At 49.2% G+C, this 18,287-nt stretch carries 18 protein-coding genes; 2 read left to right on the forward strand and 16 right to left on the reverse strand.

Annotated elements, in window-relative coordinates; genetic code table 11:
- Positions 1–232: 232 nt before the first annotated feature.
- The gene (locus ACETK5_RS25255) at positions 233–1,945 is read left to right on the forward strand and encodes a cellulase family glycosylhydrolase (protein ID WP_394058546.1); all 1,713 of its coding nucleotides are present in this window, start codon (positions 233–235) and stop codon (positions 1,943–1,945) included.
- A 178-nt stretch (positions 1,946–2,123) separates the two neighbouring features.
- Here ACETK5_RS25255 and ACETK5_RS25260 read toward each other — a convergent pair whose 3' ends face one another.
- From ACETK5_RS25260 to rlmD, 13 genes are all read right to left on the reverse strand, one after another.
- Positions 2,124–4,052 carry a PAS domain S-box protein gene (locus ACETK5_RS25260; RefSeq protein WP_394058548.1) on the reverse strand — a complete coding sequence of 643 codons (1,929 nt, stop codon included), beginning with the start codon at positions 4,050–4,052 and terminating at the stop codon, positions 2,124–2,126.
- Between the two features lie 151 nt (positions 4,053–4,203).
- Entirely contained in the window at positions 4,204–4,944 is a 741-nt protein-coding gene (locus ACETK5_RS25265) for an SDR family oxidoreductase (protein WP_394058550.1), read from the reverse strand.
- Positions 4,931–5,317 carry a MerR family transcriptional regulator gene (locus ACETK5_RS25270; protein ID WP_100540663.1) on the reverse strand — a complete coding sequence of 129 codons (387 nt, stop codon included), beginning with the start codon at positions 5,315–5,317 and terminating at the stop codon, positions 4,931–4,933. Before ACETK5_RS25270 ends, ACETK5_RS25265 begins: the two co-directional genes overlap by 14 nt.
- 86 nt (positions 5,318–5,403) lie before the next feature.
- Positions 5,404–6,417, reverse strand: a complete 1,014-nt coding sequence (locus ACETK5_RS25275) for a phosphotransferase family protein (RefSeq protein WP_394058552.1) — start codon at positions 6,415–6,417, stop codon at positions 5,404–5,406.
- A gap of 68 nt (positions 6,418–6,485) precedes the next feature.
- A complete protein-coding gene (locus tag ACETK5_RS25280; protein ID WP_394058554.1) occupies positions 6,486–7,163 on the reverse strand; it encodes a CPBP family intramembrane glutamic endopeptidase in 678 nt (225 codons plus the stop codon).
- A gap of 135 nt (positions 7,164–7,298) precedes the next feature.
- Positions 7,299–7,625 carry a thioredoxin family protein gene (locus tag ACETK5_RS25285; protein WP_100540660.1) on the reverse strand — a complete coding sequence of 109 codons (327 nt, stop codon included), beginning with the start codon at positions 7,623–7,625 and terminating at the stop codon, positions 7,299–7,301.
- On the reverse strand, positions 7,622–7,999 hold the full coding sequence (locus ACETK5_RS25290) for a MerR family transcriptional regulator (protein ID WP_100540659.1): 378 nt from the start codon (positions 7,997–7,999) through the stop codon (positions 7,622–7,624). Before ACETK5_RS25290 ends, ACETK5_RS25285 begins: the two co-directional genes overlap by 4 nt.
- 129 nt (positions 8,000–8,128) lie before the next feature.
- On the reverse strand, positions 8,129–8,995 hold the full coding sequence (gene erm, locus ACETK5_RS25295; protein ID WP_394058557.1) for a 23S ribosomal RNA methyltransferase Erm: 867 nt from the start codon (positions 8,993–8,995) through the stop codon (positions 8,129–8,131).
- Positions 8,996–9,264: 269 nt separating this feature from the next.
- Positions 9,265–9,390, reverse strand: a complete 126-nt coding sequence (locus tag ACETK5_RS25300; RefSeq protein WP_394058559.1) for a hypothetical protein — start codon at positions 9,388–9,390, stop codon at positions 9,265–9,267.
- Positions 9,391–9,403: 13 nt separating this feature from the next.
- The gene (locus ACETK5_RS25305; RefSeq protein WP_394058560.1) at positions 9,404–10,108 is read right to left on the reverse strand and encodes a DNA alkylation repair protein; all 705 of its coding nucleotides are present in this window, start codon (positions 10,106–10,108) and stop codon (positions 9,404–9,406) included.
- 205 nt (positions 10,109–10,313) lie between these two features.
- The gene (locus ACETK5_RS25310; protein ID WP_100540656.1) at positions 10,314–10,889 is read right to left on the reverse strand and encodes a 50S ribosomal protein L25; all 576 of its coding nucleotides are present in this window, start codon (positions 10,887–10,889) and stop codon (positions 10,314–10,316) included.
- Positions 10,890–11,488: 599 nt separating this feature from the next.
- Positions 11,489–12,046, reverse strand: a complete 558-nt coding sequence (locus ACETK5_RS25315) for a DUF4256 domain-containing protein (protein WP_394058562.1) — start codon at positions 12,044–12,046, stop codon at positions 11,489–11,491.
- Positions 12,047–12,271: 225 nt separating this feature from the next.
- Positions 12,272–13,870 (reverse strand): 23S rRNA (uracil(1939)-C(5))-methyltransferase RlmD, encoded by a 1,599-nt coding sequence (gene rlmD, locus ACETK5_RS25320; RefSeq protein WP_394058566.1) that lies wholly within the window; start codon positions 13,868–13,870, stop codon positions 12,272–12,274.
- A gap of 231 nt (positions 13,871–14,101) precedes the next feature.
- Between rlmD and ACETK5_RS25325 the strand changes: the two genes are divergently transcribed.
- On the forward strand, positions 14,102–14,875 hold the full coding sequence (locus tag ACETK5_RS25325) for a sporulation protein (RefSeq protein WP_326115483.1): 774 nt from the start codon (positions 14,102–14,104) through the stop codon (positions 14,873–14,875).
- Positions 14,876–14,957: 82 nt separating this feature from the next.
- Here ACETK5_RS25325 and ACETK5_RS25330 read toward each other — a convergent pair whose 3' ends face one another.
- The 3 genes from ACETK5_RS25330 to ACETK5_RS25340 form a co-directional block, all read right to left on the reverse strand.
- Positions 14,958–15,632, reverse strand: a complete 675-nt coding sequence (locus ACETK5_RS25330; RefSeq protein WP_326115485.1) for a GntR family transcriptional regulator — start codon at positions 15,630–15,632, stop codon at positions 14,958–14,960.
- 120 nt (positions 15,633–15,752) lie between these two features.
- Positions 15,753–16,553, reverse strand: coding sequence for a Nif3-like dinuclear metal center hexameric protein (locus ACETK5_RS25335; RefSeq protein ID WP_326115488.1), 801 nt, complete (start codon positions 16,551–16,553; stop codon positions 15,753–15,755).
- Positions 16,554–16,659: 106 nt separating this feature from the next.
- Positions 16,660–18,285, reverse strand: a complete 1,626-nt coding sequence (locus ACETK5_RS25340; RefSeq protein ID WP_100540652.1) for an ABC transporter substrate-binding protein — start codon at positions 18,283–18,285, stop codon at positions 16,660–16,662.
- Between the last annotated feature and the right edge of the window lie 2 nt (positions 18,286–18,287).

Raw genomic sequence — 18,287 nt, forward strand, 5'->3', positions numbered from 1 at the left:
GTATCTTATAACTAATTTTCACATGATTTTAGGATGAATTATCCGGGTAGTTATATATGGAAAAATATGATAATTTATAAATTAGAAAGCGCTTTCAATAAACGATTGGAGGTGAATGTTTACCCTTAAAATCCGCTCATGACAGCTAGAACCTCAACAACCGATAGATACCTCACACGGAGTCACTCTAGTTAAACCATCACTTTATAATTTCATGACAAAGGAGATGCTAATGATAAATCTGAATAAGCGATCCCTATGTTTCTTGGCCCTCATCGCTGCTGTGGTCATCTCGCTATTCCCATCTTCCGCATCCGCAGCAAAAAAAGAACATGCAAGACCTTTTAGCAGTGGTCCCCAAGCCTACGTCAATGATATGCAGCCCGGCTGGAACCTTGGCAATTCGCTGGATGCCGTTGGGGTTGACGAAACAGCATGGGGAAATCCGCGCATCACCAAAGCCCTGATCGAACAAATCGCGGCACAGGGTTATAAAAGCATCCGCATTCCGGTAACCTGGAGCAACCATATCGGAAGCGGGCCGAACTATACCATCGACGCTGCTTACATGGACCGGGTCGAGGAGGTTGTCGATTGGGCGCTGGACGCCGATCTGTACGTCATGATCAATGCCCATCACGATTCCTGGCTGTGGATCAGCCATATGGAGAACAACCGCAGCGAGGTCGTTGCCAAGTACAACGCCGTGTGGACTCAAGTTGCCCAACGCTTCCGGAAGCATTCCAACAAACTGATGTTTGAAAGCGTTAATGAACCCCGCTTCTCGGATGGCGGGACCACCGACGAGTCTAAAGCCTTTCAGATGCTGGATGAACTTCATACGTCGTTCCATCGGATCGTCCGCGGCTCTGGAGCGCGTAACGCCACTCGACCGTTGGTGCTATCTACCTTGGAAGCATCACCGACTCAGACCAGAATGAATGAGCTGTACAACACCATGACCAAGCTGAATGACACCAATCTTATTGCCACAGTCCACTATTATGGATTTTGGCCGTTCAGTGTGAACATCGCGGGTTATACCCGTTTTGAGACGGATACCCGGAACGATATCGATCAAACGTTTAACCATGTGTATAACACCTTTATCGCCAGAGGGATTCCTGTCATCCTGGGTGAATACGGACTTCTTGGCTTCGATCAGAGCACCGGAGTCATTGAGCAGGGGGAGAAACTGAAATTCTTCGAATATCTAACCTATTATCTGAAACAGAAGAACATTACCCATATGTTATGGGACAACGGTCAGCACTTTAAGCGAACCGCTTTTACCTGGTCCGACCCGGAGCTGTACAACATCATGAAGGCAGGCTGGAGCGGGCGCTCTTCCACGGCTGACACCGATCTGGTTTTTGTGAAGAAAGGAGCTGCCGTCCAGGATAAAAGCATCCCTTTGAACTTAAACGGCAACACGTTAACCGAAGTCCGGACAAATGGACAACGGCTAGTCGCCGGGCAGGATTATACGCTTAACGGAAATGCGATTACGTTTACATCCAGCCTGCTGTCCAGACTGACTTCTTCCGGCCAATTCGGCGTGAATGCTGTATTGACGGCCAAATTCAACCGCGGGGCAGACTGGAATTTCAGGGTCATCTTCAATGATAAACCTGTTCTGCGCAGCACGCAGGGTACAACGGATTCGTTCAGCATTCCCGCGACATTCAACGGAGACCAGTTAGCCACGATGGAGGCGGTATACGCGACGGGAGGCAATGCAGGACCGCAGGACTGGACCTCCTTCAAGGAGTTTGAGTATACGTTTTCCCCATCCTACGCGACAGGTGAAATCAAGCTCAAGCCTACCTTTTTTAATGAGGTCAGAGACGGGGAAGTGATCCTCAAGTTCCATTTCTGGAGCGGTGAGGTCATCACCTACAACCTGACGAAAAGCGGAAGCGCCGTAATCGGTAACGCCTCTTAGGACACCATATATAACATGAACGGCCTGCCGGAACCTTCCCGCAGGCCGTTTTGCATTCCCCTCCTACGACCTCCAGTCACGGTAACGGCAGATAAGCAGCTGCATGCTGTTTAGTTCCTATTTATTCAGCAGTGAAATGAACAAAAGCTCAAGTGACATCACTTGAGCTTTCATCTGTTTAGGCTTGAGACCTATCTCGCTCAGCCAGATACTTATCGATAATGGCCGAGATCACATTCATGCTGACAGGCTTGCTTACATACTCATCCATGCCCATCCCTAAATATTTCTCGCGATCGCCCTTGATCGCATGGGCCGTGACCGCCACGATATAGGGCTGTTTTTCGGACGATGCCGATTCTTTAATGAGCCGGGCCGCTTCCGTTCCATCCATGAAGGGCATCGAAATGTCCATGAACACGATGTCATACGAATTACGCTCGAAGGCTTCAACCGCCTCGAGTCCATTCTGGACGGTGGTCGAATTGTATCCCAGCTTCTCAATCATTTTCTTCAGGACTAACTGATTCACCTCATTATCCTCGGCAATCAAAATTTTCAGATCGTTCCCTGAGGAGTGAATCTCGTGAACGGCCCCATTCTCCTGTTGATTGCCATCATTCGACTTAAACGAAAAATCAACCGTAAACATAAAGACAGACCCCGGCTGGTTCTGATTCTTCTCATACCAGATATCTCCGCCCATCAACTGAACGAGTTTTTTGCAGATCGCCAGCCCCAGCCCCGTCCCTTCCACCTGGCGGGTCATATAGTGGTCCACTTGATAAAAAGGTTCAAATAGCTGCGCAACCTTCTCACTCGGCACGCCTATACCCGTATCCGTAACGGAGAATTGGATAAGGGCCGAGTTCTCCTCGTTCTCGACACACTGCACAGAGATGGAGACGGCACCATTAGGCGTAAATTTAATCGCATTACTAAGCAGGTTCATTAAGATCTGCCTCAGCTTCGTCACATCTCCGTAAACCTGATTCGGAACGTCCGAAGCAACGGATGTGGTTACCTCAATATTTTTCTCCAGCGCCTTCGGAAGAATCAGATTTAATGTCTCGGACAAAGCTGTCCTTAAGTTAAATGTTTCCTCCATCAGCTCCGTTCTGCCCGATTCGATTTTTGAAAAATCCAAAATATCATTGATGATGTTCAGAAGGGTTGTCCCGCTTTTCTTAATGATCTGTACATAGTCCCGCTGCTCCTCATCAAGCTCTGTCTCAAGTATCAGGTCCGTCATCCCGATCACACCATTCATCGGCGTACGGATCTCATGGCTCATCATCGCCAGAAACTCGCTTTTGGCATTATTCGTTTTCTCGGCTGCTTCCTTCTCGATGATGAGCCTCTTCTGCTCTGTCATGTCCTTGGCAATAATGTAGAAACCCACATTCTTGTTATGAATGACAATGGGTGCCAGTGTAGCGAGTACTTCAACCGTATGTCCGTCTTTGTGATGGATAACGTTTATAGCTTTCTCGACAGCAACGAAATCGGCTGTAGGAGAGAGTATACGGGCAAGATTACCTTTACCGATCAAATTCGAAATCTTGGTTCCAATTAACTCCGGAATTTTAAAACCAGTCAGCTGCTCTGCCATCTGGTTCCCGTTAATGATCCCTCCCTCCAGATTGAAGGAGATGATCGCATCATGGTTATACTTCTTCAGCGAAGTGTAGCGTTCAATGCTCTCTTGGAGCTTTTGCTCGGCTACCTTGCTTTTGGTAATATCAACAATTTGCGAAATGAAAAATAAAGGGGTTTGATCCTTTTCGTCACGAACTAGAGAAACATGCATCGATGCCCAGATGCCATGGCCGTCTCTATGTACGAATTGTTTTTCCACCGCAATGGTTGAGGACGTCCCGTCCAAAGACTGAAACAGCTTATCTTTATTGTGAATGCAATCAGAATAAATATAATCGGTTGCCGGCTGTGCCATCAATTCTTCTGCCGTGAAGCCAAACATTTTGCAAGCCGCAGGATTTACGCTGATCCAATTTCCATCTATCGTAACCAGGGCAATGCCAATTGGAGCACTTTTGTAGACATGTTCAAACAAAGCCTGATGGCCAAAAATGTTGATATCACTCATACTCTGCACCTCCTGATACCGATTATTATACATCAGCATCTTCGAAAAGGGGCTTTTTCAGAGTATTTTTATACTGCTAATCATTAGCAGCGTCATCATCGGTAAATCAAACAATAGACGCCATCCCATGCATGGCGAAAACTTCCCGACATCACCAAGCGATTCGCTGCCGCTCTCGAAAATACTCCCCGCTCGGTCCATCATCCTCCATCGTCGCCAGCCAAACAGCTGTATCAGCCCCTTCGGCAACGGTTAACGGAGCATCCGCCCCGCCCATATCGGTCTGAACCCGGCCCGGGCATACCGCGTTTACCTTTATGCCGGTACCGGCTGCATCCTGTGAAACGAGGCAGGTTAACGCATTCAGCATCGTTTTGGAGATGCGATAAGCCGAGGATGACCCTTTTAAACCGTAACCCGCCTGCATCAATTCGAAGGCTCCCAGACCGGAAGAGATGTTTACGATACGCCCGTAATGATTTAGCTTCATCAGAGGAATCGACGCCTGCGTCATTCGCAAAGCACCAAAAAAATTCGTCTCCAGCGTTGCGCGCACCACCGACTCCTCTACCTCCAGCACAGAAACCCCCCGGTCCAAAATAATCCCGGCATTGTTCACCAGAACATCAAGGCGGCCGTAGTCTGACTGTATTCGCTCCATCATCCGCGCCACATCGTTGATTTCATGGACATCCGCCACGTGCAACTTTACATGGAGCCCGTCCGCAAGCAATTCTTGGACAGCTAACCCCCCCTTCCCCTCGTCCCGGGATGTAATGATCACTTGAAGTCCTTTGGCAGCAAGCAGCCTTGCAATCTCTTTTCCAATTCCGCGGTTGCCCCCCGTCACGATAGCAACTCGCTTCACTTCCTGTCCGTCAGCCTTGTTCATGATCCCGATCCCCCTTGTCTAAAATAGCTTCCCATGCCGTAATGTTCTCCTGCAAATGGATTTCCGCCTGTTTCAGCAGCTCGATCTGCAGCTGGATTTCATCCAGCTTCCGCTTACCCACCTCAACCGCATTCGGGAGACATTCGATTTTGAGCTGCTCATCAAATGCGCACTGGAAAAAACTCATAATCTCCTTCACCGTCAATCCCAGGCTAAAATACATCTGGATCAGCCGAACCCGCTCAATATCCGTCTCCCTATATTCACGATAGCCGTTATCCTGACGAACCGGAGACAATAGTTCCTTCTCCTCGTAATAACGCAAGGAACGCAAACTTACGCCCGTTGTACGTGACAATTCACTAATATGCACACGAAGCAGCTCCTTTTTCACTCGGTTAACCGCATTGTAAACCATCACATCATGTGAAGGTCAATCCGGAATTCCACAAGCATATATTATTTCAAGTAGTCCATTGCATAAACATAATCTTTTGCCCATTCGGAAAAGGCAAGCTGCGGATCCCAAGTGACTGCACCCATCGCTTTGGCACATCCCCAATCCAATATACGCTGATGGAGCATATGCACCCTAAATCGATCAACAAAGCCTTCCTTAATTGCAGAGCCCTGTAAGTACATCTGTATAAAATGCCGAGCTACTTCCTGTTCCTCGAAATCCCAATACATAATCACCATCTTGGGCAAATCCGCTACTCCATCCCCAAAATATCCGGTCGTAAAATCAAAAATGCCGCTGATTCGCCACTCCTGACAAACCGTATCATACGCTACCAGCATATTGTCTGCCTTGAAATCCCCCATAACAAAAGTGGGTGAGCAAAGCTTATCGAACGCATCCGCCGAGTCACGCAGCACCCCTTCAACCCATTCCGTATCGGCTGGAGTGATCTGGGAATATTGTTTGGCATCCTGCAACCAAAACCGAATTCGATGGTAGAGCCACGCTTTATAAGATCCCTCAAACGGGCGAATCCTTTGCGTTTTCGGGTCGAGCTCGCCATACTGCTCCACTTTCCAGCCGTGCATTTCATTTAACATGTTGGCTGCTGAAGAGGCAATATCGATTCGATCCGCTGCACCAAGCCCTTTTCTAAATGGTGAATCATTCATATGTACGCCATGAAGACGGGGCATGATCGCGTAGCTCCAGCCGAAAATATCGCCGGATTCATCCAGCAGATATGGGGTCGATAAAGGCAGTGATGTATATTCCTGCAAAGAGTCCGTATAAAATTTCTCTTCTGCGAACTGCCCTTCATAAATGGGATTTCCCTTCAATACATAGCTTCCTTTGCTCGAGTGAATGAACAACGTCTGATTTCCTACTCCCTTAGACGTTTTCTCAGCAGAAACGAGGTTCCCTAGATGGTGCCTGTTCAGCATGGTTTGAAGCTGTTCATCCGTTACATGGCCGATGGGCTTGGTTGAGAAAAAGATCTCTGTTGTCAATTAAAACGCCTCCTTCAAAATTCCATCGCGTTGCCAAGCATATATTTATCCGCAAACAAATCCTATGATCAGATGATCCCGAACAGCATAAATCCGATCGTGTTGATAGCAAGATTAGCAAACATATGGACCATCCAGGACGCATAAATATTGCCGCTGCGCTCATTCAACCAGTTAAACAGCAGTCCCGCGACAACCAGACCCGCGATTAACAACAGGAATAGTCGTACGGAGAACCAGCTGGACATCATCGCTATATGGTACACTGCAAAGGCCCCGGCACTGAATAGATAAGCAAACCGTCGTCCGACCTGCTCTTTCAGCGTGAAAAAGGCAAAGCCACGGAAAAAGAACTCCTCCAGCAGTGAATTCGCAATCGATATGTAAAGGGCTACAAACACAAAATTGCCCGCATTCACTCCCATATTGTCCTGCAAAGCCCCTGTTACGTTGGTGAAATCCAATAAAGGACTCAACAAAAAATATCCGCCGAGTATGAGAATGAATACGCCGAATCCCAGCAGCAGGGACATCAGGAGGCCCTTTTTCTCGAAGGTGAACAGCCTGCGAAACGGTACCCCGCCGGCGATCAGGGCGTAGCCAATCGGCAATGTCAGAAAGAGAATGATTTTGATGGCGGATTTGACGGCATAATCCGGACGGATCACCGCGTCTACCAAGCTCATGGCAAGACAGCTTAGTACGATGATGGTCAGAAGAGAAACGATTTTCCTTCTTGATCTCATGAAAATATCTCCTTCGGCTGCTTATTACGGTTGCTGTATAAGAATTCGATATACGGCGCATAATGCCCTCTACATCAATAGAAAACGCCCCTGTGTCATGAAACATCAGAGGCGTTTTCGCTCATTCATCTATATTCAATTCTGTGATACATAACGGCCTAGCGCCGCTTGATACACACTCTTAGGCCGAAGTCCGATCAATTTGTCTGCCGGTTCTCCGTTATGAAACACGATCACCGTCGGCATGGACATAATACCAAATTGAGCGGCAAGCTCCGGGGATTCGTCACAATCCACCTGATAGACTTCCAGGCGACCCGCTTCTTCCTGACTCAGCTCTTCCAGAATGGGAAGCAGCACCTTGCACGGCGGGCACCATTTGGCTCCAAACTCAACCAGCGTGACTCCATTCTGTTTAATCGCGCTTTGAAAGCTGGCTGCATCTATTCGTGGTAAACTCATTTGCATTCCTCCGCTTCTTCCGATTCTCGTTCATCCAGAATCGATTGCATGCGTTCCTCCAGATTCATTTTGATATGATTCAGCTGGTGGATTTGTGCCTCAATCTCAGCAATTTTTTGGCGAAAAATCGGGAACACCTCCGCGCAAAACGCCTCTTTATTTTTCAAGACGCAATGCAGGAAACCGGCGATCTGCTCGGTGGACAATCCCAGATTCAAATATAACTGGATGGTGCGCACCTGTTCTTCTGCGAGCATCGAATACTCCCGGTATCCGTTCTCGTTGCGAACCGGCGTAAGCAATCCTTGCTGTTCGTAGTATCGAAGCGAACGGATGCTGACGCCGGTACGGGCTGCAAGTTCTCCGATTTTCATGCTTTTACGCCTCCTAGATGAACGATTCGATTTCATTGTAAACCCTGACACTAGTGTCAGGGTCAAGCGGATTTTTGCGAATATTTTAAAAGTGAACGTGTTGGAAACGATAGAGATCTCCATCAAGTGTTATTTTCTTTTCTTGAATTTGCCTTTGGAGCTTGCAGAACGTTTGGGCCAACGATTCGACGGCACATGCTGGAGCATCGTATGGAATACGGTTCCCCACTGCTCTTCGTTCAGCCTGCCGATAGGGAGCTCTCGATCCACCCCCAGCACTCGGACCAGCTTCGTAATCTGGGGAGGCGTGAACACGCCCAATAAAGCCGCGAATAACGGCAGCCGCGGGTCCCGCAATCCGTAGGCTGCCAGCGCTGTGAACTTCGACTGATGCTGCGTGGCAATGAGCGGCTTTTTCCTCCGGTTGATGGCTAGAATAGCGGAATCCACTTGGGGAGGCGGCGCAAAATGTTGAGGCGATACGGTCCGCACGAGCCGAATTTCATAATGCATCCTCCAGCTTAAGATACGCGAATCCTGAACAGGTGCTGCCGTAAAACGTTTGGCTGCGCCCTTTTCCACAAGCAGCACGGCTCGCTCCAGCGGCACGCCGGGATGCTCCAGCAGCTTCGCCATGATCGGCGTGGTGATCGAATACGGAATGTTCGCCACGACGGCAAAGGGACTTCTCGGAAGAGGAACCTCCAGGAAATCAGATTGCTTGACGCGAATGTTGCTTCCATCTTTCATCTTGCTGAACAGTTTATCCACAAACCCCGGATCTGTCTCGATCGCGAGCACATGTGCCGCTTTCTCTGCGAGCGGAAAGGTTAATGCCCCTGTCCCCGCTCCGATATCGAGAACGGTATCGGTGGAGCGGATTTGGGCCAAATCGATCATATCATGAATCAGCCTTTTGCTGATTAATAGATGCTGAGCGGAAAAGTTAGATACTTTCTTCCACTTTTCCCGATCATTTTTATTATATTTAAACACAAAAAAGCACCTCATTCATTCGTATAGTAATGAAAAAGGCACAGCCCAAATAATCCTTCGCATTTTTACGTGAAAATGGATGGATTTAGATGTTCTGTACCCTCATTAACGAATACGTATGAATGCGATGCAACACATGTTAAGACAATCCTCCCTTAAATGAAACGGATAAAATAACAACCACAGTATAACATGGGCGCCTGTCTGGTTCACGGGAGCGTTCTCGTTAAAGGGTTCTTTACCAAAAAAGGAACTTTAAAAGAAGGCAGTTAAAAACCGCCTTCTCTGCTCTTCCCTATCAGCGCCCCAATCGAAACATTCCGATCCTCTTCGGATGCAAGCTCGGATCGAACCAATTCGTCCACGTCTTCGTCGGGATGGGCTCGATAATTCAAACTAACGAATGGTTTAACACCTTACATACTTACGTTTGAAACCAAGCTTCCCTCTCTCGACTTCTTTTCTAATATTTTCGGAAGCGTTGAGGAACTTGCTCTTTTTGTCCCGTTTCATTTCTACCGGCCCTACGGCATTTGCGGTCTCAACCGCCTTATCATGGAGCGGTAAATAGGATACAGCTGCGGTGTACATGAAATTATTCATCGCGGATTTCGTTCGGTCCGGAGACTCGTGAATGGTCTTTTCCACCAGTTCGAGCATGGCCGAGATTTTGCTTTCCGGGAACTCCCGATCCGGTCTGCTGCCGAGCAGCCAGCAGTAACAGCTCCACCCCGCCGACATTCTAAGCTCCTCGCCGCTTGCGATCCATTGATCGGCAACCTGCTGCGCAATATCCGCCTCTGCCAAGGTTACGGCAACCACATAATCGGACAGCATATAAAAATAGGCCGCATCCATCCAACGATCAAAATCCGCTGCCGTCATCGCTTTAGGGTCTGCAATGATGCCGGCAAAGTACATGGCGTCGTAGTTCCCGGTGGCGTAAAGCTGCTCAGCCAGAGGCTGATTGATTTTAATTTTCTTGGCAATCGGCTTCATGGCGCCTGTCGCCACGCCAAAGAGCGGTTCATGCGCCCCATTGGACAGGTACATTTTCTTGAGCCGTTCCTTGCCGAGTACTTCAAGCTCCGACATAACGGATTCTAGATTCATGGTTCGACACTTCCTTCATTGGCTTAGTATATAACTGCCGGATAATCGGCAGGCCGCACTTCATATGACTTGAGTGTACAATAACAATGACGGCCAAGCCTAGTCTCTCTTGATGGAAAGTTCCGGATTCTGTTCAAGGTTATACGCAAAAAGCCGGCGATCGCGTCCCGATGAATATCGGGTAGGCAATCGCCGGCAGCAGAAGTTACATAGCCTCTGGTTGTTCCGACTGGACTTTCGGTGTCACCACCGACACGAGCAGTTCGTTTGCCGAAGAGATCGGCACGACCCCTTCTGGCAGTTTAAGATCCCCAACATGTAAAGAATTCCCGATCTCCAGTTCGCTGATTTCGACGGGAATGGTGGCGGGAATACGGTCCGGAAAGGACTCAATTTCGATGAACGTGCTTTGGATTTGGACGACGCCTCCAAGTTTGGCTCCCTTGGCGGTGCCGATGTAATCGAGATTCACTCTCGTGCGTACAACTTCATTTATATTGATGCGTAAAAAGTCGATATGAATGTATTCACGAGTGATTGGATCACGCTGAACGGACTCCAGCAAAACCGGAAGCGGCTCCCGATCGTCAAAACGAAGCTCAAGGATTCCGCCTTTGCCGTTCCTTGCCCATTTGCCGAACTCTTTGGCGGACAGTTGAATCATCATATTATCTTCCCCTGTGCCAAATACAATTGCCGGAATTCGTCCCGAAAGACGGAGCTGCTTCAGTCCGGTTTTGTTCATGGCAGCGCGCGTTTCTACTCGTAAATTTACTCTCATCTCAACAACACTCCTCAGATTATCGTTATTTGGGTGCACTCTCCATCGATCGTCCATTATGAACTACGGATTTCTCCCCCCGCAGCGGGGAAATCAGGAGCACCATTGCATCACCTCCAGATAGACATTTAATGTAAAAAGCTTTTATATATGCGAGAAGGCACCTCGTCCCACGGGGAACGAAATGCCTAATTACTTGCTACCATATCATAGAAAAGGGGTGTTGTCGACCGAGTTGTCTAGATCACCTATCCCGTTGCTCGATCTACCGGTTTGGCTTTATCCATCACTTGCACCCTCGATGCCATCTGAACTTTACATCCGATGCATCTGAGACTACGCCTTCTTGTTCAGGCTTAATAGTAAATTGCTTCAAATACTCGTACGTAGGTGGTATTGGCATCGCGATCTGTAACTTGGAGGCAATTCCCTCGAACCGTGTTACAATTGCATAAACAATGATATTACAGAAAACCTCCCGTCAGGTAGGTTATTTTGTTTTTATACGAAAAAGAGGAGCTTTCCGCTCCTCTTTGATATTTCCTTCAAAACTTCTCATCTATTTGTCCTTCCGTACACTATCTAAACCCCTATAAAATTCAGACCCTTAGCGAGCCACGGAATCCCCTCGCAGCATAGTATGATTCCGCTCCATTGTGGTACACAAAGACAGTGTCGTAGCGGCGATCACAGAAGATTGCCCCGCCAAGGTTTCTAATACTGGCAGGTGTTACCACCCAGCTCGATGTTTTCACATCGAAATTTCCAAACTTCTGCAGGTCCCGGTATTGTTCTTCCGATAGAAGCTCAATGCCCATGGCGGCTGACATTTCAACAGCACTATTCTTCGGTTTATGTTCTTTCCTTGATTCCAGCGCTTCACGGTCGTAACAAATACTTCTGCGGCCTTTTGGACTCTCAGCTGAACAATCATAAAAAATGTATTCGCCCGTCTGGTTGCCATGGCCAATAACATCCGGCTCCCCACCAGTTATCTCCATTTCATGAAGTGACCACAGTTTTTCAGGATTTGCTTCAAGCTTTGCTTGTACGTCAGCCCATTCCAGACCTTGATGGCGGTTCATATTTTTCTCAAAACGAGCTTTCAATGTATGGAGCAGCCCTTCACGTTGTTCTGTTGACAATTCTTTAGCCAAGTTAGATTCCCCCTCATACCATTACAAACTTAGTTTTAACTTATTAAATAATAAATTGACTGGGCGTTTGTTATATCCTCCATTAACTTCTGAGCCTTGAACAGCACCGCACGTTCCCTTCTTATCATCAACACACAGCACTTTACGTCTACGGGTGCATTTCATTTAATACTAATGATTCTGTGTAACTCTGCTTTTCGCTTTAGCGACACTGACACATCTCGTCTATTCTTTCCTCACCAACAACGTTACCGCCTCCACATGGCTTGTCTGGGGAAACATGTCGACCGGCTGCACCCAATCGAGCTCATAACCGCCGTCAAGCAGCACCTTGCAATCTTTCGCCAAGGTCGAAGGGTTGCAGGATACGTACACAAACCGCTTCGGTTTGGTGCGGAGCACCGTCTCCAGGAAGCGCGGATCCAGGCCGGTACGCGGCGGGTCGGCAATGATGACGTCCGGCTTCATGCCTTCCTTGACCCAGCGCGGCAGCAGTTCCTCTGCCTGGCCGACATGAAAGCTTGCGTTGGCCCGTCCGTTTCGCTGCGCATTGGCCTTGGCATCCTCGACGGCTTCAGGGATCGTCTCGATCCCACGCACTTCTTGGGCATAAGGAGCGAGCCACAGCCCGATCGTGCCGGTTCCGCAGTAGGCGTCGATGACGGTTTCCTTCCCCGTCAATCCGGCTGCCGCCCGGACCGACTCGTACAGCTTGACCGTCTGCTGCGGATTCAGTTGGAAGAAGGCTCTTGGCGACAGCGAGAATTGCAGGTCGCTCAGCGATTCCTGCATGCTCTCGGCTCCCCACAGCGAGATCGTCCGGTCTCCGAAGATGAGCGAGGTTTTCTTCGGATTGATATTGAGTGAAATCCCGCTCACCTCCGGAATGGTAAGGCGCAGCATGCGAACGAGATCGTCCTGCCTCGGCAGCTTGCTTCCGGCCGTGACCAGCGTCACCTGAAGTTCCCCGGATTGAAAGCCGTGACGGACCACAATTGTCCGTACGCCGTCCTTGTTTCCATTCTCTTTGTGAAGCGGAATCCGTAATTCTTCGAGGACGGATTTGACCTTCTCCACGGCTTCATTTACCTTCGGATGCTGAATCGGGCAGCCGCTAATGTCCACGATCGTATGGCTGTCCGCTTCATAGAGCCCTGCGATTACTTCATGGCCCTTCCGTTTCAGCTGCAGCTGCGCTTTATTCCGGTAATCCCATGGGTGCTCCATCCCGAGGATCGGCTTAAACTTCACATCATCACGTCCCGCATATCGGCTGAATGCCTCACGCACAATATCCGTCTTGGCCTGCAGTTGTCCCTCATAGGAGATATGCTGAATTTGGCAGCCGCCGCAGATGCCGAATACCGGGCAAGGGGGTTCAATCCGGTTAGGCGAACGCTTCTCCACTTCCAGAAGCTGTGCCTTGATAAATTTAGGCTGAACCTCTTTTACCTCGGCTTTGACCACTTCATTCGTGATCGCTCCGTCAATAAACACCGCCTTACGGCGGTAATAACCGACTCCCTCTCCGTTAATCCCAAGCCGTTTGATTGTAACGACAATCATGTCGCCGGCTTGCAGTTCATCCGCGTGCTCACGTCCGGATGTTGGCCTTGGCCCATGCACTTCTCGCTTATATTTATCAGACGGTTTCGACTTAGAATACGATGAAGCCGATAATGGATCCCTGTTCTTCCTATGTTCACGCTTAAAAGCCGGCTTGGCCCCAGCTTGGCTGGCTGCCGCCCGTTCACCCGGCTTCTTTCCGTATGCAGTTGATTTGTTGTTTTTGGTTCCTTGTCCGGAACGTCGTTGTTCACTCATGCCTTGATTTCTCCATCCTTCATGGTATCGTGTCCAATATACCATGCCGAACCTGCGAATGCTAACGATCCGTGTTCTTTTTCCCGATGTCATCGGTGATCCTCTGCTTCCTTGACGTCAATATCTTCGCCGCGTAAAACCGCAAAAAAATATTTTTGCAATTCGGAAACCAGAGGTGATCTTCCAGCGTATAATTCCATTATCATACATTCACATATGGAGGTATCTTTTATGTCGTTTTTTAACAAAATGCTAGCCAGTGTAGGAATTGGAGCTGCCCAGATCGATACGCATCTCGAAAAATCCTCCTATTATCCGGGTGAAGAAGTACGCGGCGTCATTCACATTAAGGGAGGGAACGTAGAACAGACGGTTGACCGCATTTACTTGAAATTGATGACGGAATATACCAGGGAAAGCGACGACAAGAAGTACATAGAATCCTATACCCTTGCCAAAATCAATGTCTCAAGCCGCCTCACGTTAAAGCCTGGCAATCAGCAGGAAATCCCCTTCTCCTTTCCTCTGCCGCTGGAAACACCGCTCACCATTTCGCGGCAGCCGGTATGGATCCATACCGGCCTCGATATCGATAATGCCATCGATCCGAAGGACCGTGATTTTATCGACGTTGAACCGAATGCAGGCGCATCCGTTGTCTTTGACGCCGTGGAAGGACTTGGCTTCAGCTTCAAAATGGCAACATGCGAATATCACCCGAGATTAGGCCAGGGCGTTCCTTTTGTGCAAGAAATCGAATTTTATCCTGGCTCCTCTTATGCCGGCCATATCAAAGAGCTTGAATTGATCCTCTATCCGGAGCAGGACGGGATTTCGATTCTGGTCGAAGTCGACCGCAGAGGCAGAGGGGTATCAGGCTGGCTCCAGCGATCCCTTGATATGGATGAACAACACTCCTGGGTTACCCTGGATCAGCAGGATCTGGAGCAAGGTCCATCCCATGTGGCCCAAATTATTGACCGTGTCATCCGCAGATCGATCTAATGAAAAATGGCCCGCAAGGCAGGTCGCTTGATCCCAAGTGACTCTCCTGCGGGTCATTGTTTTAGATACATGATATCGCTTGTCAAATAAAATAATGCGGGTACTTCTCGCGTAAAATATCCTGCTCCACAACGACAAGACGCAGATGACGCTCCATCACTTTCATGGCCTGCTCCGCTTGTTTATTGACGATCAGCTGATACATTTCCTTATGCTGCGAAATGATATGCTCCCAGTTCGAATCCTTGGACAGGCGAAGCAGCCGCAGACGGTTGAAATGAATGTTCAATTGCTGCAGCATCTTCCAGGTCCGTTCTTTGCCCGTACCCTCAAACAGAATTTGATGGAACTCCTCATCCAGCTCAAACAGCTTATAGAAATTATGGTTTTCCGCGCATACGTCCTGGAGCGCAATATTGGTTTCCAGACGGAAACGGAACTCTTCGGGGAAAATTTCGCAGGCAAGCGCCACAATTTCCTTCTCGATCTTCTCCCTGATAAATCGGCCTTCCTCAACATGCCTGAGATTAATACGGGATACGATTGTCCCGCTTTGCGGAATGATGTCGAGCAGTTCCTCCTCGGCAAGCTTCATGAACGCTTCCCGGACCGGCGTTCGGCTGACGTTTAATTCATCCGCAATTTCCTTTTCCGAGATTTTCGTACCCGGTTCCAGCTCCAGATGGAATATCCGGTCTTTCAGCAGCTGATATGAATACTCCCTGGTAGAGCCTTTAATCTTTTGCTCTGTTGACATATATCGTTACCTCTTTCTCCTATGCTCTATGTTCTCTTTGCTTACGTTATAAGCATCGGCTGATATCACCGCTTCATATGCGGATGGCTCTTCCGATCACTGTTGAAGTGATTCCTCACTCTATATTACCTGAATCAATGGCACGGGCGGTATATAATGTACGGGAATCCTCGGAAAAAGCTTGCGGAGCAGCTTGGCCGCACAGGCCATACCGGGCTCCTCGCTGGCGGCATGGCCAATCAGGAGCATGGACGTGTTCCGGCCTTGGGCCGCTGCATCGCCGATGTATTCGGGCGTCTCCCATTCCGGGCCTTCGCCGGCAATAAGAAGATCCAGCCGCTCATTCACGCAGAGGGGAATGGCGTGCGACCCGCCGCCCCGGTAGCCGACGGCAATGCCGACTTTGGAACATGTTCCGCTTCGATTCCCGACATAACGAAGATACGGAAGATTCAGCTTTCTTTTTATATCTTCTGCAATATCCTGAACCGTCATTTCTCCGGGCAGCGTGGCAATAGCCGCTGTCGGAAGATACTTATCGATATATGGTTCCCAGTCCAGCGCCTGAACCAATCCCTGTGTAATCATATCGGGAACATACCTGTGAGGCCCATCATGAAATCGGTAAATCGTCAGATGGCCGGATTCGATCAGGCCTATTTTATCCTGGTATACAGGGCTCGCCTGTATTCCTTCCACCCCATCCTCATGATGGCTGTAAAAGACCCCCTCATGGGTGATCACAAGATTTGCTCCCGCTTGTATGGCTCTCTGCAAAACCGAATGTGAAGCGGCGAACGTGACAGCAATGCCGTGAACGACGGCATCCGCGCTTCCGGCTACAATCCTGTCCACCGTGGATTCAAGGCGTCCCGCTGGTTCTGTTAATCGGTTGATTACGTCTTGAACGATCACGCTCAATTTAGAACAACCTCCTTGTCGTCAACATGGCTGGATCATCGCGACCGTCCGAATCTACAAACAGGCTGCCTTTCCATAAAGAAACGGCAGCCTGTCGATCCGTTGGTTATTGTTGCTCTTTATAATTTTTATACGTTTTATTTGCAATTTCTAGGTATTGTCCCACGCCCTGGCTATCCAGCTCTTTCACGAACTTGTCGTACTCTGCGAGATCGCGGTCGCCCAGAATGAACTTCAGCGTGTTCTGATCCGTGTAGTCCTTCAGCGGCGTGCTCAAAAGCGTCACTCGCTCGCGTTCTTCGACCGAATACGGAATCGGCGGCTCCGGCTTCACGACCGTTTTTGTTTCGCTCATGCTCTTCTGGAACTGCTGCTCTTCCTCGCTGAACATGGATTGAAGCAGCTCGGTCGTACCGCCGTAAGCGAACACCCCGCCCGAGAATCCATGCTCGATCCGCAGATCCTTTGTACCCTTCGGATTCAGTCCGTTGTAGTTAATGTCGTCCATCAGCTTGCGTACGCCGCCTTCCTTGGTATACGTCACGCCTTCGACGCCCCACTTCGCGAATTCCTGTCCCTCGTCGCTGTAATAGAGCCAGTCGATAAACTGCAGGATGGCTTTAAAGTGCTCGCTCTCTTTCACTTTGGAAGAGATCATGACCCCGTTCTCAAGTCGGCTGCCGGACATCAACTGGCCTGCCGGGCCGCCGGGAACCGTGATTTTGCTGATCGCATACTTTCCTTCGCCCAGCGTTTTGTCCATATCATTGCGGTGCTGGACCACGGTCTGGGAGTTGCCGTTAATGATGAAGGATTTGCCGGTCACGAACTTTTGCACGGCCTGGTCGTCATCTTGGGTAAAGCTCTCTTTGTCCAGCAGTCCTTCGTCCACCAGCTTATGGAAGTAAGCCAGCATGTCCTTATATTCATCCGTTGCCGCTGTATACACAAATTCGTCCGAATCTTCCTTATACGTAAGCCCGCTGCCGAAGCCCCATCCGCCTTTGGTGCCAAAACCCGTAGCCGCGATGTTCAGCGTACTGTTGAATTTGAAGCGATCGGAGAACGGCGTAACGTCCGGGTACTCCTGCTTCAACTGCTTCATGGCCGTATACAGCTCATCCCAGGTGGTCGGAATCGCGATGTTATGCTTCTCGAAAATATCCGTGCGCACGATCAGCGTATAGTCCGGCCATACCGCCTCATGCAGGCCTGGAAGCACATAATATTTCTTGTCCTCCTGGCGAAGTCCCTCCAGTTCGCTTTCCATATCCCATTTTTCGATCTTGTCCTTGAAATTCGGCATCAGATCAATATAATCGCTAATCGGCAGAATCGCGCCGGAAGCCACGAACGCGGATTCTTCCCCGGGATAAGTCTTCGGAATGACCAGCGGCGCATCGCCGGAGCTGATCAGCAGGCTGCGCTTTTGACTGTAATCGCTCATCGGCACGATCGTCGGCTTCAAGGTCACGTTTGTCATTTCTTTTAGTTTAGCAAAAAGCATCCAGTCCTGCTTGTAAGGATAAGCCGGCTGGTCACTGTAGAGGATGGACAGATCGAACGGCTCCGTTGCCTTGAACGTATCGCCTACCGCGTAAGTTTCCATGGCGCCCTTATCCTGAATCTCGGCCTCTTTGCCGCCTGTTTTATCGGTACACGCCGCCAATACCGCAACAATCAATGATATCAATAAAGCTTTGCCAGCAAACGAACGAGGACTTTTTTTCATGT

The sequence above is a fragment of the Paenibacillus ilasis genome, assembly GCF_043195395.1.
Taxonomy (GTDB): Bacteria; Bacillota; Bacilli; order Paenibacillales; family Paenibacillaceae; genus Paenibacillus_AQ; species Paenibacillus_AQ lautus.